We start from the raw sequence: 24,408 nt of genomic DNA on the forward strand, positions 1-24,408 counted from the left end.
GCGCGGTGACCGGCCTGGGCATCGCGGACGTGATGCTGGTCAATGAGAAGGCTTCCCGGTCCGGGGAGCAGATCCGGGCCGGGTTGCTGCAGATCTGGGCGGTGATGGAGGCGTGCGTGGCCACGTCGTTGAAACGGGACGGGGTGCTGCCGGGCGGGTTGAAGGTCCGCCGCCGTGCGCCGGACTGGTTCGAGCGGTTGAAGAAGGAATGCGCGGACGGGCGGGACGTGGATCCGGATGCTGCGTGGGATGCGGGGCCGTTCGATCCCAGGTATTGGCAGGAGTGGGTTAACTTGGTGGCGTTGGCGGTGAACGAGGAGAACGCGTCCGGCGGCCGGGTGGTCACGGCCCCGACCAACGGGGCGGCCGGGATCATTCCCGCGGTGTTGTTCTATGCCCTGCATTTCGCTCCCGGCATGGAGAAGGCCACCCGGGCGGACCGGGAGGATGTGGTGGTGCGGTTCCTGCTCGCGGCCGGGGCGGTGGGGGTGCTGTATAAGGAACAGGCCTCGATTTCCGGGGCCGAGGTCGGCTGCCAGGGCGAGGTCGGGTCGGCGTCCTCGATGGCCGCCGCGGGGTTGGCGGAGGTGATGGGCGGGTCCCCGGCGCAGGTGGAGAACGCCGCGGAAATCGCGATGGAACACAACCTGGGCCTGACCTGCGACCCGATCGGCGGGCTGGTCCAGGTCCCCTGCATCGAGCGGAACGCGATCGCCGCCGCGAAAGCGATCAACGCCGCGAAAATGGCGCTCTGGGGCGACGGAACCCACCGCGTGTCCCTCGACGAAGTCATCATCACCATGCGAGAAACCGGCAAGGACATGAGCGACAAATACAAGGAAACCGCCATGGGCGGCCTGGCCGTCAACGTCGTCGAATGCTGACAACCCCTCCAAATGGCGGCACGGCGGACTGAGCCGCCTTCCTGCCGCCGTCCGGCCGGCCTAGTTGTGCACGGCTGCCCACCAGTTCAGGCTCGCAGCGAAGACGAGCCATGAGACATACGGCAGCAGCAGCAGGCCGGCCGTCCGGCTGATCGGGCCGAAGTACATCACCGTCAACGCGACCGCGGCAATCAACGCCAGGATGATGGCCAGGCCCAGCCACAGGGCCGCCGTACCGAGGGCTGGATAGAGGGCGAAAAACGCCGGCGTCCAGGCGAGGTTGAGGACCAACTGGATGGCGTATACGGTCATGGCCCGGCGGGTCATGCTGCTCCGTTGGCGCCAGACCAGCCAGGCGGCCACAGCCATCGCGGTGTACAGAACAGTCCAGACCGGTCCAAACACGAAATTGGGCGGGGTCCAGGGGGCCTTGTCAGCCGACGCATACCAACCGTTCACGTTTGCTGCGGACGCCAGCCCGCCCAGGCCTGCCACCAGCAGGGACGCCACCAGGAACCCGGCAAGACCCGCCACCTGGACACCTGGACTGTAGGGCCGCCCGCTCTTCACGTCTGTACCGCTCTGTTCCTGGTCCGGCCTCATACCCCCACCCTTGTTGAATGCCATGAGCCGCGTCAAGGTGGCATTCGGCCTGTCCCTGGCGCCATGCCAGGCAGGCCCGGAGAAGGGGCTGGCATCGCTGAGGCTTTAGACTTGAGGCTGCATGTCCGCACGCATCCAGAACCAACGAAACCGCGCACACACCCGATTGGACACGGCCCCCTTGCGAGAATTCACCGCACGTTTTGCCACAGCCGAGGAAATTGAGAACTGGGACAAGCACGTCACGGCCAACCCGAACGGCGGCAACATGCTGCAGTCTGCCGCCTACGCATCAGTGAAGAACGGAAGCGGCTGGAAAGTCCGGTTCCTGGTGCTGGAAGGCCACGGTACCGCCAGCTATAACCTGGTGCTGGAGAAGACGTTCCCCGTCCTGGGGCGGCTGTGGTACCTCATCAAGGGCCCCGACGTCGCGGATGCAGCTGACCTGGGGCCTGCCCTCGAAGCATGCGCAGCCTTTGTCCGCAGCCAGAAGCTGAAGGTCTTCACCATCAAGGTGGAACCGGACATTATCGATTCCGATGAAGCCCGGCAGGCACTCCTTGCAGCCGGCTTCGTCAAGGCCCCGAACATCCAGTCCAACGACTCCACCGCGCTGCTGGACATCTCAGGGCCGGAGGAAGAGGTGTTCAAAGCCATTTCCTCCCGTGCGCGGAACGCAGTCCGGCGCGCGGAACGGGAGGGTTGCCAGGTGGTCCGGCAGGAGCAGGGCCCGGAAACCTATCGGGCCCTCTACGACCTGATGGCTGACACCGTCAGCGCCAAGGGTTCCATGCCCCTCCGCAGCTATGAGTACTACGCACGGTTCTGGGACGAGTTCTGCAACCGCGGCCAGGGCAACTTCTTCTTTGTGTACGAAGACGGCAAACCCAGCGTGGGCGCCTTCGTCATCAACTATGGCGCCAAGGCAACCTACAAGGACGGCGGCTCCACCCAGAACCGCAAGCAGTACGGGGATTCGCACCTGGTGCAGTGGACCGCGATCCGCCGTATGCAGGAACTGGGCTGTACCGAGTACGACTTCTGCGGCACCCCGCCAGCGGCCCGTATCAAGGACAAGACCCACAACCTCTACGGCATGGGCATGTTCAAGACCAGCTTCACGAAGACCGTCACTGACTTCGTGGGGTGCCACGACTACGTCCTGTCCCCGCTCCGGCACCGGCTGTGGGTCAAGGGCGGAGAAAAAGTGTTCCGCCGGATCGAAACCGCCCGGACCGGGCAGCAGTTCTACTGACCTCCGCCGCCAACTAAACCAACGCGCCTGCCGGCCTGCACCCACGGGTGCGGCCGGGGCACGAATACCGTCCGTCCAGCGCCTGCCCCAGGCTGCGAAGAGCCAGAAGAAGGTAACCCCTTGAATCCAAATTCCGCCGCCGGCGGGCTTGAATATGCCAACCTCAGTGACGCCGAATTTGAAGCCTTCGCGCTGAAGCGCCCCCAGAACAGCTTCCTGCAGTCCATCGACTTTGCCCGCTTTCAGCGCGCCCGCGGCCAGCAGGTGGAGCTTTTCGGAGTGAAACGCGACGGCGAACTTGTGGCCGCAGGGAAGCTCAACTACACCACCACCCGGCTGGGCTACACCGTTTGCGAATGTGCCAAGGGTCCCCTCATGGACTATGCGGACCGTGACCTGGTGGGCGCCGTCGTCGAACTTCTCCGCAAACATGCGGCAGGGCGTAAAGCCGCTGAACTGCGGATCTCACCGAACCTTCGGTACATTGCACGGGACGCCGACGGCGCTGAACACCCCGACATCGAGGACAACAGGCCGCTTGTTGCGGACCTGGAACGCCTGGGATTCCGCCACCAGGGTTTGGACATGAACTTCGTCAACGTGAACTGGATGTTCGTCAAGAACCTCGTGGGCATCCAGGACGCCGAAGAACTGATCATGGGCACCAGCTACCGGACCCGGAAAGCCATCCGCAAGGCCGAAAAAAACGGCGTCTTCCTGGAACAGGCCACCCTGGACACCCTGGATGACTTCTACGGCGCGCTGAGCCGGGCCGGGGACGAAAAAGGCTTCGTCTACCGCGAACGCGACTACTACGAGCACCTGCTGCGCACCACTTCCAGCGAATTCACCAAGCTGATGATGGCCAAGATCGACATCCCGGCCTACCGCAAATCCATCACCGAACGCCTGGCCGCGGAATCAGCCACCGCCGCCGACCTCCGCCGCGAAGTCGAGGAGACCGGCAGCAAGAAGAAGGCCAACCGGCTCAAGGTGGTCCAGGACCTGGTGGACAGCTACCAGCGCAGCCTGAAGGACATCGAAAGGTTCCCCGATTCGGTGGGTACCGCCACCGTGGCCGCGATCCACTTTGTCTGCTACGGCGATGAGGTGGTGTGCGTCATCGGCGGCACCGTCCAGGACTACATCTACTTCAACGGCGCAACGTCCCTGTACTGGGGCATGATGCTGCACGCACTCGAGAAGGGGTACCCCCGGTACAACTTCTACGGCACCTTCGGCATCTCCGGACAGGACGAGGAAGGACACGGCGGCTACGAATTCAAGAAGGGATTCGGCGGCGAAGTGGTCCAGCTGGTGGGGGACTTCGTCCTCCCGGTACGGCCCGGTGCGTTCCACGCCAACCGGCTCGCCAGGTCCGCGGCGGCAGCCGCCCGCACCCTGCTGGGCAAGCTGCCGCTGAAACGTGCAGCCTGACCGTCCATAATCCGCAGACAGGGAGGAAGCGGGCATGACTGACCGGCCCGAACGGCCAGGGTCCAGGCCGAAGACTGACGGCCTGCCCACGACTGAACCGCTGACTCCTGCGCAGCTCCGGCAGGACGCTGCCGCCAGGAGAATGCTCCGCCGCCTGGTCCAGGGGGAGAACCCGCCCACGGCGCCCTTGAGCATCGTGGACCGGCTCGCCGGGAGCCCCTACGCCAACCCCACCATCCAGGTGGGCGGCGTGGACACCTCCGCCCGCAAAACCCTTGACTTCGCCCTGCACCTGGCCGAAACGATGTTCCGCTACGGCGCCGGCGCCCTCGAAGTGGAAACCAGCATTATCGCCGTCACCGCGGCGCTGGGACTGAAGAACATCGAGGTCGACATCACCAACCAGTCCGTGGGGATCAACTATGCCCCCAAGGACCAGACCCCCATCGCGCTGCTGCGCGTGGTGCGGTCCTGGACCAACAACTACGCCGGCCTCGCCAAGGTCCACCAGCTGGTCACGGACATCGTGGCCGGCGGGGTGGGGCGTGATGAGGCGGTCCGCCGGCTCAACGAGGCCATCACCAGCCCCAAGCCGTATCCGCGCTGGATGGTGACGGCGGCATTCGGTGTTTTCGCCGCAGTGTTCGTCGGGGTGCTGGGCGGAGGGCCCGTGTCCTCGGCGGTCGCATTCGTGGCCAACATCGGCATCAGCCTGCTGGCCAGGCAGTTGGGACGCTGGCGCGTCCCGGACTTCTTCATCACCGCGAGTTGCTCATTCGTGGTCACCATGCTGGCCCTGCTGCTGTGGCAGTTCGGGCTCACCGCCTCACCGTCGACCGTGGTGGTGGGCGGTATCCTGCTGCTCCTTCCCACCGGCCGGCTGGTGTCCTCCGTGCAGGATGCCATTAACGGCTTCCCGGTGACGGCGGCGGGGCGGTTCCTGTCCACGCTGCTGACCTTCGGCGCCATCGTTGCCGGCATCGCCGTCGCCTTTGTCGTGGGGGAGCTGACCGGCCTGCAGCGCATCGACGTCACGCAGACCTTTCCGCCCGCCTACGATCTGTGGGTCCTCATCGTCTTTGTGGCCGCCGCCGTGATGGCCATCGGCATCACCGAGCAAACCACCTGGAAGCTGCTCCTGCCCACGGCCGGGGTTGGCGTGGCGGGCTATCTGGTCCTGCTGGGCTGCGGCCTGCTGGGCATTGGCGACCGCTTCGCCCCGGCCATCGCCGCCGTGGTCATCGGCCTCCTGGCGCGGGTGGTGGCCCTGCGGATGGGGGCACCGCAGCTCGTGGTGGCTGTTCCCGCGGCCCTGATCCTGCTGCCCGGCCTCACGATTTTCCGGTCCATGTACGTGCTCACCGTAGAGGAGTCGGAAATCCTCGCCGGCGCCGGCGGCATGCTCAGCGCCGGCGCCATCGTCCTCGGCACTGCCGGAGGGATCGTCCTGGGCGACGTGCTGGCACGGCCGCTGACGCGGAGCCTGGCAAGCAACGAGCGGCGCCGGGCGCGCCGCCGGTAGCGCGGACGCCGGGCCGCCTAGATTTGGCCGACCGGCAGTTTCTTTTCGGCCTGGAAGACGTCCTCCACCCGGCCCTGCGCCCAGTAGCCGGAGAGTGAGACCTGCCGGCGCTCGAGTCCGCGCTGCTTGAAGAAGACCTCGCGCAGCGCCTTCATGTAGCCGCGCTCGCCGTGCGCAAAGACGTCCACGGAGCCTCCCGGCCAGTCCGCATCCGCCACCGCCTTGATCAACAGGTCGCTGGACCCCGCGGGGACGCCGTTGCGCGGCAGCCAGGTGACGTCCAGCCCTGCGGGGGCGGAAATGGGCTGGATTTCGGCCTCGGACCCGACCTCCAGGAAAGCCATCCCCGAAGCTTCCGGCGGCAGTGCCTCGATGCAGGCGGCGATGGCGGGCAGCGCTGCCTCATCGCCGGCGAAGAGGTACCAGTCCGCTTCCGGGTTGGGGTTGTAGGCCCCGCCGGGGCCGGTGAAGGTGAGGGTTTCGCCAGGCTCTGCCCTGGCCGCCCAAGGGCCTGCCAGGCCTTCGTCGCCGTGGACCACGAAGTCGATGGCCAGTTCCTGCGCTCCAGTGTTGACCCAGCGCAGGGTGTAGGTGCGGGTGAACGGCCACTGTTCGCGGGGCATGGTTTCCCGGATTTCCCAGAGATCCAGGGGCGAGGGGTACTCGACGCCGGGCTGGGGGAAGACAATCTTGACGTACCGGTCCACGAACCCGTTGTTGGTGAAGTCCTTGAAGCCGTCCCCGCCGGCGACGATCCGGACCATGTGCGGCGTCAGCTGTTCCTTGCGCAGGACAGTCAGATTGACCTGCGGGCGGCTCTTCTTGGTTGCGCTGGTGGCGGCAGGAACGGTGCTCATGAGGCAAGCCTAAGCTAGGGCGACGGCGGGAGTTCCCAGGTTACGTCCGTTGCCCCCTGGTCCCGCAGCAGCTGGTTCGCACGGCTGAACGGCCGGGAGCCAAAGAAGCCGCGGGAGGCGGACAGGGGACTGGGATGGGCGCTGGTGATGGCGGGGACGCCGGCCAGGAGCGCCCGGACGCCCTCAGCCTCCTTGCCCCACAACACGGCCACCAGGGGCGGCCTTGCCCCGTCCGCTGCGGTGCGGGCCGCCAGCGCGGTGACTGCCGCCGTCGTAATCTCCTCCCAGCCCTTGCCCCGGTGTGAACCGGCGGCTCCGGCGCGGACCGTCAGGACGCGGTTCAGCAGCAGCACGCCTTGCTCCGTCCAGGCCGACAGGTCGCCGTGGACGCGTGGCGGAATGCCCAGGTCCGATTCCAGCTCCCGGTAGATGTTGGCCAGGCTGCGCGGGATGGGCCGCACGTGCGGGTCGACTGAGAAGGACAATCCGACGGCGTGGCCCGGCGTAGGGTACGGATCCTGCCCCACAAGAAGGACTTTCACGCCGGCCAGGGGCTGGCGGAAGGCCCGCAGGACGTTCGACGGCGACGGCAGGAGCTGCTGCCCGGCCGCCTCTTCCGCGGCCAGGAACGCCAGCACCTTCCGGAGTTGGCCGTCGACGTCCTGCAGGGCAGCAGCCCAGTCCGGCGCCATGAGGTCTGCCAGCGGCAGGCCGGCGAGGTCGGCGAAGCGGAGGGTGTCCGCGGGGTCCTGCTGCAGCTCGAACAGCGCATCCGATTCAAACATCGTTCCATTCTTGCAGGACCGGGCGGGGGAAGCCCGGGGGAGGGGTGCCAGGGCAGGGGGACGAGGCACGCGGCCAGGGTGCGAATGACACCAGTGTTATTCGGCAGCTAGCATGGGGGTAAGACATTTGCCGTAACCAGCGAAGGAGTGTGCCGTGGCGGAACCGGCCCGGGAACACCTGCCGGAGCAGGATCCACGGAAACCCCTCCTGGCGGATTTCGCCCTCCGTGAGTCCTCCCTGTCGGAGCGGGAGCAGCAGATGCTGGCCCTGGAACGGCAGTGGTGGAAGTACGCAGGGGCAAAGGAACAGGCCATCCGGGAGCTCTTCGATCTCTCCGCGACCCACTACTACCAGCTCCTCAACGCGCTGATCGACCGCGAGGACGCACTGGCCCACGATCCCATGCTGGTCAAGAGATTGCGTAGACTACGTACGTCGCGCCACCGTGCGCGCACCGCCCGCCGCCTGGGATCCGACGCTTAGGACGCCGCGGCGGGGACAACAGCCGCACTCTACAAGGATGTCCTTCCACCATGACCAGATACGCCCGCGATGAATTCGACAAGGTCCCCGAAGCCGCGTCGCGACAAGGTGTCCACCGGACGGCCACGGCCCCGTCCCGCGTGCGGCTCTGGCCCATCCTCGCGGTGGGCGTGGCGGCCCTGGCCATCGGGCTGGTGTCCTTCCTGATCCTTCCCAAGCTTGGTTTCAGCACTGCTGCGACCCAGGCATCGGCGAGCGTGGAGTCAACTCCGCTGGCCGGAACCGGATCCACGCCGCAGGCGACGCAGGCTCCCTCCACCGCTCCGGTCTCCCCGACGCCGCCGGCATCTGCCGGGCCAACCCAAAGCACCAGTGCCGAGCCTGAGCCCACTGCCTCTGCCACCCAGCCGGCCGCCGTCGACCGGACCCAGCCGGTGGCGGTGTACAACGCTGCGGGAACAGCAGGACTGGCCGGCCGCGTGGGCGGAATGGTCCAGGCTGACGGCTGGCGCTTGGGCCAGGTGGGCAACTGGGCCGGCGCCCCGCAAAAATCTTCCGTGATCTTCTACGCCGGCCCCCAGCAGCTGGCAAGCGCACAGGCGCTCGCGGCACTGCTGAACATCCCCACCGTGGTCAACAGCACCGAGTTCCAGGTTCCGCTGGTCGTGGTGCTGGGACCCGGATACCGGTAGCGGCAGTCCCTCCCGTTACGCCTGGATAACGTTCCGGGCTCCAGGCGGCTGCCGCCCGCAGCCCGTGGCGGCCATTGGCTAGAGTGGGTGCCAGGCTACGGCCGGCCGCGGTTTCCGCCGGCGGTCCGCGCCCGCCCGGCATCCAACGGAAAGAGTTGTTCATCATGGCACTGGGAACCGTCAAATGGTTCAACGCTGAAAAAGGCTACGGCTTCATCACCGTTGACGGCTCCGGCGACGACGTCTTTGTCCACTGGTCCGCGATCCAGGGGGAGGGCTACCGGGCCCTGGACGAGGGCCAGCGGGTGCAGCTGGAGGTCGGCGAGGGCGAAAAAGGGCCCCAGGCAGAAAACGTCCGGCCCGCCCAGTGATGCTGTTGTCCCGTTCCGCCATACACCCCTTCCCGCTGCGTGCCGGTGCCGCCCTGGCCGCAGTCCTGGGAACCGTGCTCGTTGCCACGGGGTGCTCCGGCGCCGGTGGCAATGCCAGGGTGGAAACCGTTGAGGCATCCGGTGACGGTGTCCTGCGGGTGGGCCTGATCCTGGACAACTCCGGTGACGCGGCCTTCCTCAATGCACCGCAGTTGGCCGCCGCCAAGGCCGCCATCCAGGACATCAACGCCGCCGGCGGGCATAAGGGCAGGCCGGTGGAACTGCTTCCGGTGCATCCGGAGGAGGATGCTGCAGGGCAGGCAAAGGACCTGGTGGCCGCCAAGGCGGACGTGGTCATCGGACCCACGGATTCCAGCCATGCGGCCCCCGCCGTCGATGTGCTTTCCCCGGCCCGCGTACCCCTCATCTCGCCGGCCAACACCGCAGCCGGCCTCTCCGGGATGGCCAGCGGGGGCTACTACTTCCGCACCGCTGCAGCAGATGTGGCGCAAGGGCCAGTATTGGCCAAACTCGCCAAGGACGGCGGGGCCTCGACCATCAGCGTCCTGTACCAGGAGGGTCCGTACGGCAAGGACCTGTCGGCGGCGGTTGCCGACGCGGCGAAAAAGTCCGGACTCACGGTCCTTCCAGCCGCCTCTTTCAAGCCCGGTGACGCAGTGAACGCGGCACGCTCCACCGCCAAGGCACAGCCGGACGCGGTGGTCCTGGTCGCGCGCGAGGGCGCCCAGGCTGCATTGGCCCAGCTGAACAACGCCGGCCTCGCGGGGTCGCGCCTCATCCTCAGTGACGGCGCCTTTGCCCGCTACGGATCCGGGCTGCCTCCACGGGCCCTGGAGGGCGCCCGTGCGCTGGTTCCGGGCCAGCTGCCCTCGGCCGCGCTGCAGGGAAAGCTACTGAAGGTGGACCCATCCCTGAAGGACGTTTCATACGCGGCCGAAACCTATGACGCGGTGACCCTGGCGGCCCTGGCCGCCGCCCGTGCACAGGACGACGCCGGGCGCTCCATCGCCGCCAACCTGATTGCGGTTTCAGGCGGTCCGGCGGGTGGCGGTGCGGCAGAACCCGCCGCGCCCTGCACGGGCTACAAGGAGTGCCTTGGTGGCCTGGCTGCCGGCCCGGACATCAACTACGACGGCGAATCGGGCCCGGTTGCCTTCGATCCCAACGGCGACATCACCTCAGCTGCTTTCTCCGTGTTCAGCTACGGAGCGGACAACAACCCCGGCCTCACCGGCCGGGAGGTTGCCGGCCGGTGAGCTGATCGCCCTGGGCGAAGCGGCTGCTCCAGACGCCCGCCAGGCGTCATTTCGCTTGCACTCTCACCTGGGGAGTGCTAATTATTGAGTTAGCACTCTGACGTACCGACTGCTAAAGCAAAGCCTGGTTTCCGCCGGCGGAGCGCGGCACCGGTCGAGGAGCGAAAGAAACACCTTACTTCAGTGAGATCCCCGTCCGGAGGCATACAGAGGCCGCCGGGTACAGGATCGTCCGTCGCGGGCACTGCAGCGAAGGTTCATTCTTAACGACTGTCCCGAAAGGACTACTGCCGTTATGGCCAAGATCATTGCATTTGATGAAGAGGCACGCCGCGGCCTTGAGCGTGGCCTGAACACCCTCGCCGACGCCGTTAAGGTCACCCTCGGCCCGCGTGGACGCAACGTCGTCCTCGAAAAGAAGTGGGGCGCCCCCACGATCACCAACGATGGTGTTTCCATCGCCAAGGAGATCGAGCTGGACGATCCCTACGAGAAGATCGGCGCAGAGCTGGTCAAGGAAGTTGCCAAGAAGACCGACGATGTGGCCGGCGACGGCACCACCACGGCCACCGTCCTGGCACAGGCCCTGGTCAAGGAAGGCCTGCGCAACGTTGCCGCCGGCGCCGACCCGCTGTCCCTCAAGCGCGGCATCGAGAAGGCCGTTGACGCCGTCACCGCCGAACTGCTGAACTCCGCCAAGGAAATCGAAACCAAGGAAGAGATCGCGGCCACCGCCTCCATCTCCGCCGGTGACGACGAAATTGGTGCCCTCATCGCCGAAGCACTGGACAAGGTGGGCAAGGAAGGCGTCATCACGGTCGAGGAATCCAACACCTTCGGCCTGGAGCTCGAGCTCACCGAAGGCATGCGCTTCGACAAGGGCTACATCTCCGCCTACTTCGTCACCGACGCAGAGCGCCAGGAAACGGTCCTCGAGGATCCGTACATCCTGATCGTCAACTCCAAGATCTCCAACGTCAAGGAACTGGTTGCTGTCCTCGAGAAGGTCATGCAGTCCAACAAGCCGCTGCTGATCATCGCCGAAGACATCGAGGGCGAGGCCCTGGCCACCCTGATCGTCAACAAGATCCGCGGCACCTTCAAGTCCGTCGCCGTCAAGGCTCCGGGCTTCGGTGACCGCCGCAAGGCCCAGCTCGCCGACATCGCCGTCCTGACCGGCGGCCAGGTCATCTCCGAGGAAGTTGGACTCAAGCTGGAGAACGCCGGCCTGGAGCTCCTGGGCCAGGCCCGCAAGGTCGTTGTTACCAAGGACGAGACCACCATCGTCGAAGGTGCAGGCGACGCCGACCAGATCGCCGGCCGCGTTTCCCAGATCCGCGCCGAGATCGAAAACTCCGACTCCGACTACGACCGCGAGAAGCTGCAGGAGCGCCTGGCCAAGCTGGCCGGCGGCGTTGCAGTCATCAAGGCCGGGGCTGCCACCGAGGTGGAGCTCAAGGAGCGCAAGCACCGCATCGAGGACGCAGTCCGCAACGCCAAGGCTGCAGTTGAAGAAGGCATCGTCGCCGGTGGCGGCGTGGCCCTGATCCAGGCCGGTGCCAAGGCATTCGCCAACCTTCAGCTGTCCGGCGACGAAGCAACCGGCGCCAACATCGTCCGCGTTGCCATCGACGCCCCGCTGAAGCAGATCGCCTTCAACGCCGGCCTCGAGCCCGGCGTGGTCGTCGACAAGGTCCGCGGCCTGCCCGCAGGCCACGGCCTGAACGCAGCAACCGGTGAGTACACCGACCTGCTGGCCGCCGGCGTCAACGACCCCGTAAAGGTCACCCGCTCTGCCCTGCAGAACGCGGCGTCGATCGCCGGCCTGTTCCTCACCACCGAGGCAGTAGTTGCTGACAAGCCGGAGAAGGCTGCAGCCCCTGCCGGTGGCGATGACATGGGCGGCATGGGCGGCATGGGCGGCTTCTAAGCCTCCCGGCCGGGACCAGTCCCGCCAGCCATAAAAATGCGGCCCCCTCGAAAAGAGGGGGCCGCATTTTTGCGTTCCGGATATATAACCCGGGCGGGACTCTATTTGCGGGCCGAGTCCAGCATCCCCTGTACTTCCTTCTTGAAGGCTTCCGCCGCCGCCAGGGGCGTCAGCCGGTCATACAGCACCTCATCGGTGTAGCGCTTGATGACGTTCTGGACGCTTCCGGCACCCACCGGCGGCACCGGCGGTGCCTCCTTGATGTCCGGCGCTATGTCCTTCAGGAAGCCCACGACCGTGGTGTCGGCCGGTTTGAGTGAGGGGGTGATGCCGGAAACGATCTCGCTGTTGGTGGGCACGCCCCGGTCCGTCATCAGGATGGCACCGGCCTCCGGGCTGTTGGCGAGGTAGTTGATGAATTCCGCAGCCTGCTGCGGATGCTTCGAGCGGGAGGAAGCGGACCAGAACATGGTGGGCTTGTAGTACATGCCGTTGGCCGCCGACGCACCGTCGAGGCTCGGGGCGCGCAGCATCTTGATGCTGCTGCCGGTGGTGGCTTCGAGCGAACCGAGCTGGTTGGTCCACCACCAGGCCATGCCCACGCGGTTTGTGCCGAACAGGCTTTCCTCCAGTCCCGCCCCTGAGTCTTCCGTGGCCACGGTGGCCGGCGGGCTGGCTTTGGAATCGCGCTGTTCCTTCAGCCGCTCCCAGAAGGACGCGGCCGTGTCTGTCCCGAAGTCCAGCCTGCCGTCCTGGGAATAGAGGTTTTCGCCGTGCTGGCGAAGCCAGATGATGAGGTCCGCCTCGTTGCTCCCGTAAGCGGCGCCGTAGCTTTTGCCGTCGCCGGCGGCGCTGATCTTCGCCGCGGTGTCCACGAAGTCCTTCCAGGTCCACGTCTTGTCGTCCGGCACCGGCACGCCTGCGGCTTCGAAGACCTTGGTGTTGGCCATGATGACGTAGGCGTTCTGGCCCGTGCTCAACCCGTATTGGGCGCCGTCGTACTGGCCGGAGGCCAGGGCCTCCTTGTCCAGCTTGGAGGTGTCGATGCCGCCCTGCTTGGAAAGGTCCGCCAGGGCTCCGCGGCCGCCGTATTCGGCGATGTACTTCTGATCCATCTGGATGACGTCCGGAGCGTCATTGGCGGCAGTCTTCGTTGCCAATTTGTCCCAGTAACTGGACCATTCGCCGGGCTCAGCCTTGATCTTGATGTTCGGGTGCGAGGCCTCGAACGCCGCAATCACCTTGTCGGTCTGTGCGTTCAGGTATTCGTTGCCCCACCAGGCAAACCGCAGGGTCACCTGTCCGTTGTCGCCGGATCCGCCGGATCCGCCGGGGGCGCCGCAGCCGGTGGCCAGGATGGACAGGGCCAGGGCGGCAGCACCGAGCTGGAACCTGCGCCGGGATACTGGGGGAATCGTCATTGATGTTCCTTCCGGATGCGTGTCGGCCGTCCTCCCGCAGCAGCGATGGTTCAGCGGGAGGATGCCAGAAAGCGTTTTCTCAAAGCAATGCTGCGATTGTTTCGCGCCTCCGGCACGTTCGTCAAGACATTTGGTAAACGTTTTCCCATTTTTCCTTAACAGGTCCTCCCTTGCGCTGCGGCACCGCTTTGTCAGCACCTTCTGGCAGGATGGATCAGTGACGATTACTGCAGCGGCTGACGGTTCGGCCTTGGGAAACCCCGGCCCGGCTGGCTGGGCCTGGTACGTGAACGATGAATGCTGGCGCGCAGGCGGCTGGCCGCACGGGACCAACAACCAAGGGGAGCTGATGGCCGTCCTTGACCTGTTGCGTGCCACGGCGCACGTGCCGGGGGAGGACCTCCGGATTCTGTGCGACAGCCAGTACGTGATCAACTCGATTACCAAGTGGATGCCGGGCTGGAAGCGCAAAGGATGGCGCAAAGCGGACGGCAAGCCGGTCCTGAATGTGGAGCTGCTGAAGGAACTCGACCGCGAACTGGCCGGCCGGACGTACACGTTCGAATGGGTCAAAGGCCACGCCGGCCACGAACTCAACGAGGCCGCCGATGAACGGGCGCGGGCAGCTGCCACGGCCTACCAGCAGGGGGTGGCGGCACGCTCCGGTCCCGGATTCCCCGGCTCGCACCACCATCTGGCCGCCAGCCAGCCGGCAACGCTGGACATCCCGGCCGCCGGGCCGGTCCGTCCCGCAGCCGTGACTGCCGGCACGGTGCCTGCAGCCACCGGCGACGTTCCGGCAGCCCGCGGCGCTGATGCTTCGGGGAGGCCGCGGGCCACTCCGGCGCCGGTCCCGGCCTACGAAGAACCCGACCTGTTCAGTGAATTCGATGCTGACGACCTTGAGGTGGCCGAGGCAGCGCAGCACGCCGGCTCAATCCCGCCCGAGGCGCTGGTGGAAGAGCTCGAACGTGAACTGCTGGGTCCGCTGGTCCGCGGGGACATCGGCCGGACCGCCGTGCTGCTCCACCCGGACTTCATGGAAATCGGCAGCTCCGGACGGGTCTGGACCCGGGACGCCATGATGATGGCACTCGAGGAAGACCCCGGTGAGCGGACCGAGATCGAAATCCTCGGGGCCGACCGCGTTGGCGCCGGCGCGGTCCTGCTGACCTACCGGAGCTATGCGCGTTCCGGCACCACCCTGCGCAGCTCCCTGTGGGTCCTGGACGGCGACCGGTGGCGGCTGCGGTTCCACCAGGGCACGCCTGAGGCCTAGGGCCAAGGGGTCAGCTGAAGCGCTGCGTGTTGCCCTGCTCCGCCTGGGCGTACGTGGCTGCTGCCGAGGCCAGGGCGGTATTGATGGAGGCCAGGGACGCCTCCACCCGGCCCTGCGTGATGGTCCACTCGGTGATCAGTGCCTGGAAGTTGGTGGCGGCCGAACCCCGCCACGAACCCTGCAGCTCATCCAGGCCGCGCTTCATGGCGTGAACGTCGGCGTTGATGCGGTCCACAGTGGCCTGAACGTTGGCAGACTTCAGCTGCAGTAATTCGGTGTCGACGGAGATCATGCTCATGGCTGTGCCTTTCGGTACGGCGGGCCGGACCCGCCCCGCTCCCGGCGGTTCCGGGCTGCTGCAAGGAGCCTATGGGGCCACGGCAGGTGCCGGCCATGCCGGGGCGGCTATATGTGGATAACGGACCCGTTGCCGCCCTTAACCCCTGCAGCGCTGCCGGAAGCAGCTTCCTGCCCGTCCCCGGCGTCGGCCGCCAAAGGGTCTTCCCGCCGTGGAAGGCTGACCACCAGGGTTGCCCCGCCGCCGTCGGTCTTTTCCACCCGCACGGTCCCGCCATGGGAGCCGACAATGGCCGCCACGATGGCGAGCCCCAGGCCGCTGCCGCCCGTCTCCCTGGTGCGGGAGGTGTCCGCCCGGTAGAAGCGCTCAAAAACCTTGGCCGCGTCCTCGTCGGAGATACCGGGCCCGTGGTCGCGTACTTCGATGACCGAGCGCTCGCCGGCGTCCGTCGAACGGACGCCCACCGCGAGCTCGATCGGGCTTCCATCGGGTGTGTAGCGCAATGCGTTTCCCATCAGGTTCCCCACGACCTGGCGCAGCTTGGCCTCATCGCCGAGGACAGGTGCCGGTCCTGCCGGTCCGCCGTCAAGCCCCGTCAACGAGATAACCCTTGAACGGTCACTGGCCTGGGTATCCACCACGGCGTCGTGGGCGATCAGCTGGAGGTCCACCGGTTTCTGCTGCAGGGGCCGCTGCTCATCCAGCCGGGCCAGCAGCAGCAGGTCCTCCACCATCGAACCCATGCGCTTGGCTTCGCTTTCGATCCGGCCCATGGCCGTGGCCACGTCCTCCTCGGTGGACAGGGCGCCGTGGCGGTAGAGCTCGGAGAAACCACGAATGGTCACCAGGGGAGTACGCAGCTCATGCGATGCGTCGGCGGCGAAGCGGCGCATCCTTGCCTCCGAAGCGGTCCGGGCCGCGAAAGCCGTCTCGATGTGGGCCAGCATGGCGTTAAGGGAACTGCTCAACCGCCCCAGCTCGCTGGCCGGATTCTCAACCTCCACACGGCGGGAGAGGTCGCCGGCGGCAATGGCGGCCGCGGTCTTTTCCACCCGGGCCAGCGGCCGGAAGGAACGCGACACTGTCCAGCTGGCAATCAGGGACGCCAGCAGCAGGGTCAGCAGGCCGACGCCGGTCACCACCAAGGTTGCATGCTTGAGGACGTCATCAACGCTTTCCAGGGGCAGCCCAATGACCACCACAGCCGTGGTTTGGCCGTTCTGCACGGTCACGGCCACCACCCGCCAGTTCTCCCCGTCCGTCCCCCGCACCTGGAAGGGGGCCAGCCCGCGCGCCTGTGCCTGCTCCACCGTGATGGCGCTGATGTCCGGATGGTCGTCCGGATCGCCGCCGAAGGTCAACGGCTGCTCGCCCGGGGCGAAGAGCATCAGCGAATAGTCGGTGGGAACCGGGCTCGGTGCCTGCAGCTGGGTGAAGGAACGCTGCTTCCGGGCAGAGTCGACGGCGGCGTTCAGCTTGTCATCCACCTGCCCCTGGAGATAGCTGTGCAGGAGCGTCAGCGTGACGGCACCAGTCACGGTCAGGGCCACGATCAGCAGGCCCATGATCATGGCCACCAGCTGCGACCTGAGCGAGGCCGATTTCCACCGTTTGAGCAAGGTCAGCGCTTTTCGGCCGTCCGCAGCACATAGCCCACGCCGCGCTTGGTCTGGATCAGGGCCGGCGCCTCGGGATCGATGTCCACTTTGCGCCGGAGGTAGGAAATGTAGGACTCCACGATGGACGCGTCACCATTGAAGTTGTACTCCCAGACATGGTCCAGGATCTGCGACTTGGACAACACCCTGTTGGGGTTCAGCATGAGGTAGCGCAGCAGCTTGAACTCCGTGGGGGAGAGCTCGATCACGGTGCCGCCGCGACGGACCTCGTGCGCGTCGTCATCGAGTTCGAGGTCGTCAACGCGGATGATGGCGTCGTCATCGAGCATCGGCTGCGTGCGGCGGAGCACGGCCCGAATGCGGGCCACTACTTCGTCGAGGCTGAAAGGTTTGGTCACATAGTCGTCGCCGCCCACGGTCAGGCCCGTGACTTTGTCCTCGGTGTCATCCTTGGCCGTCAGGAAAAGGACAGGGAAGTGCTTTCCGGAGGCTCGGAGCCGCCGCGTCACGGTGAAGCCGTCCATGTCCGGAAGCATGACGTCCAGCACTGCCAGGTCGGGCGCATGCGTGTCCGCAGCGGCGAGGGCATCGCGACCGTTTGCTGCCGAGACCACCTCAAAGCCCGCGAACCGCAACGACGTGGAGAGGAGCTCGCGGATGTTGGGTTCATCATCGACGACGAGCAGCCTGGCTTCTGGACCGTTCTTGTTCATGCTCCCATCATGCTCCCAGTCTCTGGGAGTTGTCTGGATATTCGTTGTGAGCATGATGATGGCCCGCTTGCCGTTACCAGTCCATCGTCCCCGGCTCGCCCTTGAAGGGACCCACCACCTTGCTGGTGATCCAGCCGCCGTAGAAGCGGCCCGGCTGGGCAACCACCCGCTCCCCGTCCACTTCGCAGTAATCCATCCGGCCCGGGTACACGGCCACCCGGCCCGCGAGGGCCTCGAAGCCAGAGGCCGGTTCAGGATAGGACCACGCGGCGCTCTCCACTTCCTTCCCCCCGCCGCGGACTGTCAGGTACTTGGCAGCACCCTTGAACTCGCAGAAACTGCTGCCGGCCCCCGGTTCCAGCGACCCCGGGGCGAAGGCCTCCTCCGGGACGTAATACACCGGCGGATGGCTGGTCTCCAGGACGCGGAGCGAGTCCGTGGTGTCGAGGATCAGCTCGCCGCCCAGGACGATCCGGATGCGCTCCGTGCTTGGTTCTATCCTCGGTGGCCGGGGATAATCCCATACCGACTCCTGCCCGGGGCCGGGCACGGCTGGAACAATTCGTGGACTCATGTCTCCAGTGTGCGTCCGCCCCCGCCGTTTCGCACCCGGGAACCCAATTTGCGGCAAGAACGTTCCGGGTCCCGGATCTTCCCCAGCCCAGCGTGCCGGAATACAGTGATGCTTGCCGGGCTGCCAGCCCGGCACCAGCGTTCCAATGGGCCACCGGCCTCTCTCTTCGTGTGCCCGGTGGTCCTGCGCCAACAACGGTAGTTATCCGATAGTTCCTGGCCCATCGAAGGGGATAGACCATCATGACTGACCTGAGTGCCACCGAAAACGCAGCCGCAGGCGACCGCACCATCCGGGACTGGGCGGACCTTGCCGAAGAGATGTGGTCCTATCTCACCGGCAAGGGCGCGGCCATCAATTACCAGTTCATCGACATGGCCGTTGAAGTCCCCCGCGACATTGGCCCGGACGCACCGCGCGCAACGTGGAAGCTCAACGGCACGCTCCGCGTCACCACCAGCGACCGGGATGCTGCCGGGTCGGACGCGAACCGCGGCTGACGGACATGGCCGGGAACCGTCTGGACGTTGATCTGGACTTTTCGTACACGGATGAGTCCGGGGCGGTCACAACGGGCAAGGCGAGGGCCGCCGGCACTGAGGTCACGGTGTCACTCGAAGGGCTGGCGCCCCTGACCGGCGGCGGGCTGCCATCGCTGGAGGAGATCAAACCGCTGGCCGAATTGCTGGCCCGCCAAGGGTTGAGCGTCACCGTGGCCGGACCGGACGGCAACATCCTCAGCCTCGGCAAGGTGGACAGCCCGGCGTCGCAGCGGCTGGTGACGCGTTCGCCGTACATCAAGCTCGGCAAACTCGGCTCGCTGCTGCCGCTGGTCCGGCAGGGCAGGCGGCGGCCCAGGGGCATGCCGCTGCTGCCGCCATCCACGCCCCTGCCACTGGTCCCCACCGTCCAGCGGAAGATCGTCCGACGCATCACCACCACGCACTACGCCAGGGGCGGCGGCAGGCCCCGGCTGATCTTCGTCCAGGACGCCGCGACGTGGACCGGCCAGATTCCGCGGGAGGTTGCCCTGACGGCAGAGGTCACGACGATCGGCAGTGCCCCCGGGGCCGACGTCCGGCTGGAAGGCCTGGACGGGCTCCACGCCGAGATCAGGCACGACGAGCAGGACGAATACGTCCTGGTGCCGCACGGGGCCGTCAGCGGCAGCGTCCCCCGCACGGGCCCGTCGGTGCTCCGGACCGGCGCAAGGATCCAGATGGGGCAGTGGTGCCTGGCGTTCTTCCGGGAGGAATTCGCCGACCACGGCCGTCCCTTCGGCGGCCGGAGCGGCGGGGAACTTGCCTATGAGCGCCCCCAGCTGGACCCGCGGACGGGGACCATGGAGCGGGACAGTTCGGAGGGCGTGCGGTGAAGATGTGCAGGCCGCGGACTACTCCGCGGCGTGCACGTCCTTGGCATCCATGATCCGGTAGGCGTATCCCTGCTCGGCGAGGAACCGCTGGCGCTTGGCGGCGAATTCCTGGTCCAGGGTGTCACGCGCCACCAGGGAATAGAAGCGCGCAGCCCTGCCGTCCTTCTTGGGCCGCAGGAGCCGCCCCAGCCGCTGGGCCTCCTCCTGCCGGGACCCGAAGGAGCCGGAGACCTGGATGGCCACCGAGGCCTCCGGAAGGTCGATGGAGAAGTTGGCCACCTTGGACACCACCAGGGTCTGCAGTTCGCCGGCGCGGAATTGGTCAAAGAGCTTCTGCCGTACCTTGACGGAGGTGTCGCCCTTGATTACCGGAGCCCCCAGGCGCTCGCCGAGCTCGTCCAGCTGGTCGATGTACTGGCCGATCACCAGCAGCTGTTCGCCGGCATGCCGGGCCACCAGCTGTTCCACCACCTGCGTCTTGGACTCGGAGGTGGCGCACAAGCGGTACTTGTCGGCGTCGTCCGCCATCGCATAGGCAACCCGCTCATCCTTGGGCAGGTCAACGCGGACCTCCACGCAATCAGCGGGCGCGATGTACCCCTGGGACTCGATGTCCTTCCATGGCGCGTCATAGCGCTTGGGCCCGATCAGGCTGAACACCTCGCCCTCGCGGCCGTCCTCGCGGACCAGCGTGGCGGTCAGCCCCAGCCGCCGCCGGGCCTGCAGGTCCGCCGTCATCCTGAAGATCGGAGCCGGCAGGAGGTGGACCTCGTCATAGATGATCAGCCCCCAGTCGTGGCCGTCCACCAGCTCCAGGTGCGGGTAGAGGCCGCCGCGCTTGGTGGTGAGCACCTGGTAGGTGGCGATGGTCACCGGCCGCACCTCCTTGAGGGCGCCGGAATATTCGCCCACTTCGTCTTCCGTGAGGGAAGTCCGCCGCAGCAGCTCGTCCTTCCACTGCCGCGCCGCCACCGTGTTGGTGACCAAAATCAGCGTGGTGGTGGAACCCGTGGCCATGGCGGCGGCCCCCACCAGGGTCTTGCCCGCGCCGCAGGGCAGCACCACAACACCGCTGCCGCCCGCCCAGAAGTTTTCGCTGGCCAGCCGCTGGTACGGCCGGAGCTGCCAGCCGTCCTCGTTGAGGGAAATCAGGTGCGGGGTGCCATCCACGTAGCCGGCCAGGTCCTCCGCCGGCCAGCCGAGCTTCAGCAGCAGCTGCTTGAGCTGGCCCCGCTGCGACGCGTGCACCACCACCGTCTCACCGTCGATCCTCGGCCCCAGCAGCGGTGCGATCTTCTTGGCGCGGATGACTTCCTCCAGCACGGGGTAGTCGTCCGTCCGCATGACCAGGCCGTGCCGCGGATCCTTTTCCAGGCGCAGCCTGCCGTACCGGGACATGGTTTCTTCGATGTCGATCAGCAGCGAGTGCGGCACGGGGAAGCGGGAGTACTTCAGCAGCGCATCCAGCACCTTTTCGGCGTCGAGGCCGGCTGCCCTGGCATTCCACAGCCCCAACGGCGTCAGCCGGTAGCTGTGCATATGCTCCGGCGCGCGCTCCAGTTCGGCGAACGGAGCGATGGCGTGCCGGGCCTCGGTGGCCAGCTCGTGGTCCACCTCGAGGAGGATGGTCTTGTCGCTTTGGACGATCAGGGGCCCGTCGGTCACGGAGTGGATTCCTTCACTGGCGCAGTTCTTCTGCGGCCTCGATGTCGATGATGCGGTGGACGGACAGGACCCGCTCGGTGTCCTTGGCAGGATCGAACACCCGGACCCGGCCCCCGCTCACAGATAGCGGAACAACAACCTCCAGGCTGGCATTCCCCAGGCTGTCGACGACGTTCATCTGGATCCGCTGCTTCAACCGGATGGCCGTTTGCAGCGCTTCAAGGCCAAGCTGGGTGGCGGCCTCGCTGCCGGCTGCAGCGAAACCGGTGGAATGCCCGACGGCGGCGTCCGCCTTCCGCAGGACGTCCAGTTGGGCGTCCACTTCCTCCGCCGCGGGCGCCGTCCCAGGCGCGGTATAGACGGGGCGCAGGCTTTCGTGCGGAGCGGAAGGACGGCGGGGACGGCCGGCCGGCTCCATCCCGTCCACGGACGGGGACAGGCCCAGGCTGCGGAGGGCGGCGGCAAGTTCGCGGGGCGGAGCCGAGGACGTGACAACCGTCGGTGCAAGCATGGCCAGGCCAAGCTGGGCAGCTTTTGGTCCTGCCACCAGGTCCCGGAGCATCGCCTCGTCATCGCTCTGGATGAAGCTGACAGACTGCCCCACCCGGAGCCTGCCGTGCCGGGACGCGGTGTCCTCCACCAGGTATTCCAGCGGCTGGGGGACCGCCGTGGCGGAATGCTCGCGGAGGAACGCCAACAGCCCCGCCGCATCGTAGCCGTGCTCAAGCGCGCGCTTGATGGACCCCGCCGAGAACCGGTAGATGGTTGCCGGCCCCTGCCCTTCGGCGTCGGCCATCACCAGGAGCTTTCCGGCCAACGAAGGGTCAAGGTACCCCGGGGCCACCGCGGTCAGGTCCGCCTGCAGCAGCACGTGATTGAGTGCCGCCGGAAGATGCTCGCCAAGGATGGCCAGTGCGGCGTCGGGGTTGTCCTCCGCGAAAGCGCTGCCCAGTTGGCTCAGGGCACCGGAACCGACCAGGCCCAGCATCTCCGCCTCGGCGAGGACACCGCGGATCAATGAACTGAACCGCCGGGCCATCCGCGGCTGCGACCATTCCGCGCGCTGCAGGACGGAGGCTGCATCAAGCATCGGAGCGGCGCCGTCGCCGGCAGCGGCTTCAACCGTCAGCTCATGCAGGATCTCAAGGATTCGCTTGCGGACCACGGGAGCGTCGGGCCGCTGGGCGCCCGCTGACAACGCCGCGATGGTGGTTCCGGCGGCCGACCGGCCGGCCGGTGCTCCGGGCGCAGCGTTCACGGGCTGGCCCACCATGGACGGAACCCGTTCACTGGCCAGCCAGGCATTTACCAGCCACAACCACTGCTCCTGCCTCGGAAGGACCAGCCACTCCAGCTCGGGCGGCTGCACCCACGACGACGAGTCCACGTCCAGGCGGATCAATCCCGCCAGGCCGCACAGTTCCAGCAGCCGGCCTACGGTGCCCTGGTCGACGCGCAGCACCTCGGACAGCCGGCGCATTTCGCGGACCCCCACGCCGCCGCTGCGCAGCGTTGCCAGCGGGTGCTCACCCACGGTGTGCACCAGCTCGGAGGCGAGGCGGAGGGTCTCCGAAATGGCGCTCAGGGCTGCGTTCCTGCGTCGTGCCGCCGTAGTGCTGCCGAGCTCCGGAAGCGGTGGCTTCAGCGTGAAGTCGTTGACGATCGCCCCGCCGCGCAGGGCCAGCCCCACGCTGTGTGGCAACTCGACGTGCGCCGCGTCCAGCGGCACCAGCAGCCCCCGGGCGAGGAGCCAGTCCACGGGCCCGACGTCGGCGCCCTCCGAGGTGACCGATGCCTTCCGTTGCGCCTGGGGGACGGCACCCATGGCCCAGTTGCGGAACCGGGCGAGCAGCGCCGTCGTCCGTTCCGGAGCTCCGGCGAGGATTTCCTGCAGGGCCTCCGGCGTGGCCGTCCAGTGCTGGAGTGCCAGCGCAGCCTCCATGGGTGTGGTGGCGTCCTGGATGGGAAAGCCCTTGCGGTGCAGTTCGGACACCAGTTGCACGGCCCGCTGGGCGAATGCCGGCTGCAGGCGGACCAGCTCGGTGTAACTGCGGCCGAGGCCGGCGGGATACAGGCCTACCACGTCCTTGAGGGACCCCACCGGGAGGTAGAAAGGTTGGTCCGCGGCAGGGGAAGGAGTTCCATGCGGGGGAGGCACGGGGTGCACCAGGGCAAGCTCCTGCAAGGTTCCCAGGATGTCCTGGACTGTGGCCAGCGAGGCGCCGCGGATCAGGTGCTGCAGGCCCTCCGCCGAGGCGCTGTGGCCGGTGTCTGTATTCGTGCACAGGTGCAGCGTCTCAAGGACCTGCATCTGCGGGCGGTTGAGCCGCTCCAGCGCCCGCTGCACGCTGACACGGGAACTGGCGCGTGCCGCCAGGGCAGCGAAATCCGGAACGGCGGGGGAAATGAGGTCCGGCCGCGCGGCGAACAGGGCACGCAGCGCATCGTTGCTGCGTGCCTCCAGGTCCTTGCCAAGCGCACGAATAAGGGACATCAGTCCAACGTTACCGCTGCTGTGCCCGTCCCGCCCGGCGCCGGGCTGCCACAGCGTCCAGGACCAGCAGTAGCATCAGGATGAAGGCTGCCGGCAGGCCGTAGAGGGCTGTGTAGGTGATCCAGGCCGGCGCAGCCGTGCCGGCAAAGGCCATCGCCATGACCGCTCCCACGGCTACGAGCGACAGCACGGCAATAACTGCGGCAAGGACCGTCAACGGCCGCCGGTAACGCGAGGAAGTCATGGACGTAACGCTACAGCGGGGCTGGATGCAAAAGTGAGCGGCCATGGCGGGAACGGCCCAAGCCTTGCGCCTGCGGCGGAACAAAGCCGGCGGAAGCGGGAACAGGGCATGCGGCAGGATAACCTTGAAGGATACAGACCAACACGGTTTGCGCCGGCCATACCTTGAACCCGCACAACACTGCGGATGCGGTGGCCGCGGGCCGTGTCTCATGACAGCAGAACGAAGAAGGTTGATTACGTGCCTACCGGCAAGGTCAAGTGGTATGACAAGGACAAGGGCTTTGGGTTCCTCGCGGGCGAAGACGGCCAGGAAGTCTTCCTGCCCAAGTCGTCACTGCCTGAGGGCGTGACAGAACTCAAGGCGGGCACCCGCGTGGAGTTCGGTGTGGCGGACGGCCGCAAGGGCGCCCAGGCCTTGGGCCTGCGCGTGCTGGACAAGACCCCGTCCATCGCCAAGGCCAAGCGTCCCAGTGCGAAGGATCTCGCGCCGCTGGTGCAGGACCTGGTGACCGTGCTGGACAACCTGTCCGGCACCCTGTCCAAGGGCAAGTACCCGGACGGCAACAAGGGCAAGGCCATTGCTGCCGCGCTGCGCAAGGTTGCCGACGAGCTGGACGTCTAAGCGCC

At 66.9% G+C, this 24,408-nt stretch carries 24 protein-coding genes; 13 read left to right on the forward strand and 11 right to left on the reverse strand.

What is annotated here, in order from left to right:
- Positions 1-884, forward strand: an 884-nt coding sequence (locus tag PUN71_RS08720) for an L-serine ammonia-lyase (protein WP_277798081.1), incomplete at its 5' end; no start/stop codon positions are given.
- A gap of 60 nt (positions 885-944) precedes the next feature.
- Here PUN71_RS08720 and PUN71_RS08725 read toward each other — a convergent pair.
- Positions 945-1,487: a TspO/MBR family protein gene (locus PUN71_RS08725; protein ID WP_277798082.1), complete on the reverse strand. Its 543-nt coding sequence runs from the start codon at positions 1,485-1,487 to the stop codon at positions 945-947.
- Positions 1,488-1,608: 121 nt separating this feature from the next.
- Between PUN71_RS08725 and PUN71_RS08730 the strand changes: the two genes are divergently transcribed.
- The 3 genes from PUN71_RS08730 to PUN71_RS08740 all read left to right on the forward strand — a co-directional run bounded on the left by PUN71_RS08730 (position 1,609) and on the right by PUN71_RS08740 (position 5,701).
- On the forward strand, positions 1,609-2,742 hold the full coding sequence (locus tag PUN71_RS08730; RefSeq protein WP_082007010.1) for a lipid II:glycine glycyltransferase FemX: 1,134 nt from the start codon (positions 1,609-1,611) through the stop codon (positions 2,740-2,742).
- Positions 2,743-2,862: 120 nt separating this feature from the next.
- Complete coding sequence (locus tag PUN71_RS08735) at positions 2,863-4,179, forward strand: peptidoglycan bridge formation glycyltransferase FemA/FemB family protein (protein ID WP_277798083.1); 1,317 nt, start codon at positions 2,863-2,865, stop codon at positions 4,177-4,179.
- A 34-nt stretch (positions 4,180-4,213) separates the two neighbouring features.
- Positions 4,214-5,701, forward strand: a complete 1,488-nt coding sequence (locus tag PUN71_RS08740; protein WP_277798084.1) for a threonine/serine exporter family protein — start codon at positions 4,214-4,216, stop codon at positions 5,699-5,701.
- A 17-nt stretch (positions 5,702-5,718) separates the two neighbouring features.
- Here PUN71_RS08740 and PUN71_RS08745 read toward each other — a convergent pair whose 3' ends face one another.
- Both PUN71_RS08745 and PUN71_RS08750 read right to left on the reverse strand, forming a co-directional pair.
- A complete protein-coding gene (locus PUN71_RS08745) occupies positions 5,719-6,558 on the reverse strand; it encodes a siderophore-interacting protein (RefSeq protein WP_277798085.1) in 840 nt (279 codons plus the stop codon).
- Positions 6,559-6,572: 14 nt separating this feature from the next.
- Entirely contained in the window at positions 6,573-7,343 is a 771-nt protein-coding gene (locus PUN71_RS08750) for a uracil-DNA glycosylase (RefSeq protein WP_277798086.1), read from the reverse strand.
- 154 nt (positions 7,344-7,497) lie between these two features.
- Here PUN71_RS08750 and PUN71_RS08755 point away from each other — a divergent pair, with 154 nt between their 5' ends.
- The 5 genes from PUN71_RS08755 (at position 7,498) to groL (ending at position 12,097) form a co-directional block, all read left to right on the forward strand.
- Positions 7,498-7,827, forward strand: coding sequence for a DUF3263 domain-containing protein (locus PUN71_RS08755; RefSeq protein ID WP_043451408.1), 330 nt, complete (start codon positions 7,498-7,500; stop codon positions 7,825-7,827).
- Positions 7,828-7,877: 50 nt separating this feature from the next.
- The gene (locus PUN71_RS08760) at positions 7,878-8,519 is read left to right on the forward strand and encodes a LytR C-terminal domain-containing protein (protein WP_043451410.1); all 642 of its coding nucleotides are present in this window, start codon (positions 7,878-7,880) and stop codon (positions 8,517-8,519) included.
- A gap of 164 nt (positions 8,520-8,683) precedes the next feature.
- The gene (locus tag PUN71_RS08765) at positions 8,684-8,890 is read left to right on the forward strand and encodes a cold-shock protein (protein ID WP_134165653.1); all 207 of its coding nucleotides are present in this window, start codon (positions 8,684-8,686) and stop codon (positions 8,888-8,890) included.
- Entirely contained in the window at positions 8,890-10,167 is a 1,278-nt protein-coding gene (locus PUN71_RS08770; RefSeq protein ID WP_502860406.1) for an ABC transporter substrate-binding protein, read from the forward strand. The genes PUN71_RS08765 and PUN71_RS08770 overlap by 1 nt, the downstream gene beginning before the upstream one ends.
- 295 nt (positions 10,168-10,462) lie before the next feature.
- A complete protein-coding gene (groL, locus tag PUN71_RS08775; protein ID WP_043451415.1) occupies positions 10,463-12,097 on the forward strand; it encodes a chaperonin GroEL in 1,635 nt (544 codons plus the stop codon).
- A gap of 101 nt (positions 12,098-12,198) precedes the next feature.
- Here the strand turns inward: groL and PUN71_RS08780 are convergent, their stop codons facing one another.
- A complete protein-coding gene (locus PUN71_RS08780; RefSeq protein ID WP_277798088.1) occupies positions 12,199-13,518 on the reverse strand; it encodes an ABC transporter substrate-binding protein in 1,320 nt (439 codons plus the stop codon).
- A gap of 217 nt (positions 13,519-13,735) precedes the next feature.
- Between PUN71_RS08780 and PUN71_RS08785 the strand changes: the two genes are divergently transcribed.
- The gene (locus PUN71_RS08785; RefSeq protein WP_277798089.1) at positions 13,736-14,797 is read left to right on the forward strand and encodes a ribonuclease HI family protein; all 1,062 of its coding nucleotides are present in this window, start codon (positions 13,736-13,738) and stop codon (positions 14,795-14,797) included.
- A gap of 10 nt (positions 14,798-14,807) precedes the next feature.
- On the opposite strand, the gene PUN71_RS08790 is transcribed toward PUN71_RS08785, so the two are convergent.
- The 4 genes from PUN71_RS08790 to PUN71_RS08805 all read right to left on the reverse strand — a co-directional run bounded on the left by PUN71_RS08790 (position 14,808) and on the right by PUN71_RS08805 (position 18,001).
- Positions 14,808-15,095, reverse strand: coding sequence for a WXG100 family type VII secretion target (locus tag PUN71_RS08790; RefSeq protein WP_043451419.1), 288 nt, complete (start codon positions 15,093-15,095; stop codon positions 14,808-14,810).
- 107 nt (positions 15,096-15,202) lie between these two features.
- A complete protein-coding gene (locus PUN71_RS08795) occupies positions 15,203-16,714 on the reverse strand; it encodes a sensor histidine kinase (RefSeq protein ID WP_277798090.1) in 1,512 nt (503 codons plus the stop codon).
- A gap of 2 nt (positions 16,715-16,716) precedes the next feature.
- A complete protein-coding gene (locus PUN71_RS08800; protein ID WP_043451424.1) occupies positions 16,717-17,427 on the reverse strand; it encodes a response regulator transcription factor in 711 nt (236 codons plus the stop codon).
- 73 nt (positions 17,428-17,500) lie between these two features.
- Entirely contained in the window at positions 17,501-18,001 is a 501-nt protein-coding gene (locus tag PUN71_RS08805; RefSeq protein WP_277798091.1) for a DUF427 domain-containing protein, read from the reverse strand.
- A 242-nt stretch (positions 18,002-18,243) separates the two neighbouring features.
- On the opposite strand from PUN71_RS08805, the gene PUN71_RS08810 reads away from it, so the two are divergent.
- Together PUN71_RS08810 and PUN71_RS08815 are read left to right on the forward strand one after the other, a co-directional pair.
- Positions 18,244-18,501: a hypothetical protein gene (locus PUN71_RS08810; RefSeq protein ID WP_043451428.1), complete on the forward strand. Its 258-nt coding sequence runs from the start codon at positions 18,244-18,246 to the stop codon at positions 18,499-18,501.
- 5 nt (positions 18,502-18,506) lie between these two features.
- A complete protein-coding gene (locus tag PUN71_RS08815; RefSeq protein ID WP_277798092.1) occupies positions 18,507-19,376 on the forward strand; it encodes an FHA domain-containing protein in 870 nt (289 codons plus the stop codon).
- An 18-nt stretch (positions 19,377-19,394) separates the two neighbouring features.
- On the opposite strand, the gene PUN71_RS08820 is transcribed toward PUN71_RS08815, so the two are convergent.
- From PUN71_RS08820 to PUN71_RS08830, 3 genes are read right to left on the reverse strand one after another with little or no spacing between them, the layout of a single operon-like run.
- Entirely contained in the window at positions 19,395-21,041 is a 1,647-nt protein-coding gene (locus PUN71_RS08820; RefSeq protein WP_277798093.1) for a DNA repair helicase XPB, read from the reverse strand.
- Between the two features lie 13 nt (positions 21,042-21,054).
- Positions 21,055-23,535, reverse strand: a complete 2,481-nt coding sequence (locus PUN71_RS08825) for a helicase-associated domain-containing protein (RefSeq protein WP_277798094.1) — start codon at positions 23,533-23,535, stop codon at positions 21,055-21,057.
- 10 nt (positions 23,536-23,545) lie between these two features.
- Complete coding sequence (locus PUN71_RS08830; protein WP_277798095.1) at positions 23,546-23,779, reverse strand: hypothetical protein; 234 nt, start codon at positions 23,777-23,779, stop codon at positions 23,546-23,548.
- Positions 23,780-24,019: 240 nt separating this feature from the next.
- Here PUN71_RS08830 and PUN71_RS08835 point away from each other — a divergent pair, with 240 nt between their 5' ends.
- Complete coding sequence (locus tag PUN71_RS08835) at positions 24,020-24,403, forward strand: cold-shock protein (RefSeq protein WP_018762148.1); 384 nt, start codon at positions 24,020-24,022, stop codon at positions 24,401-24,403.
- The last annotated feature ends 5 nt before the right edge of the window (positions 24,404-24,408 follow it).

This window comes from Arthrobacter sp. NQ7 (genome assembly GCF_029581595.2).
Lineage (GTDB): Bacteria > Actinomycetota > Actinomycetes > Actinomycetales > Micrococcaceae > Arthrobacter > Arthrobacter phenanthrenivorans_B.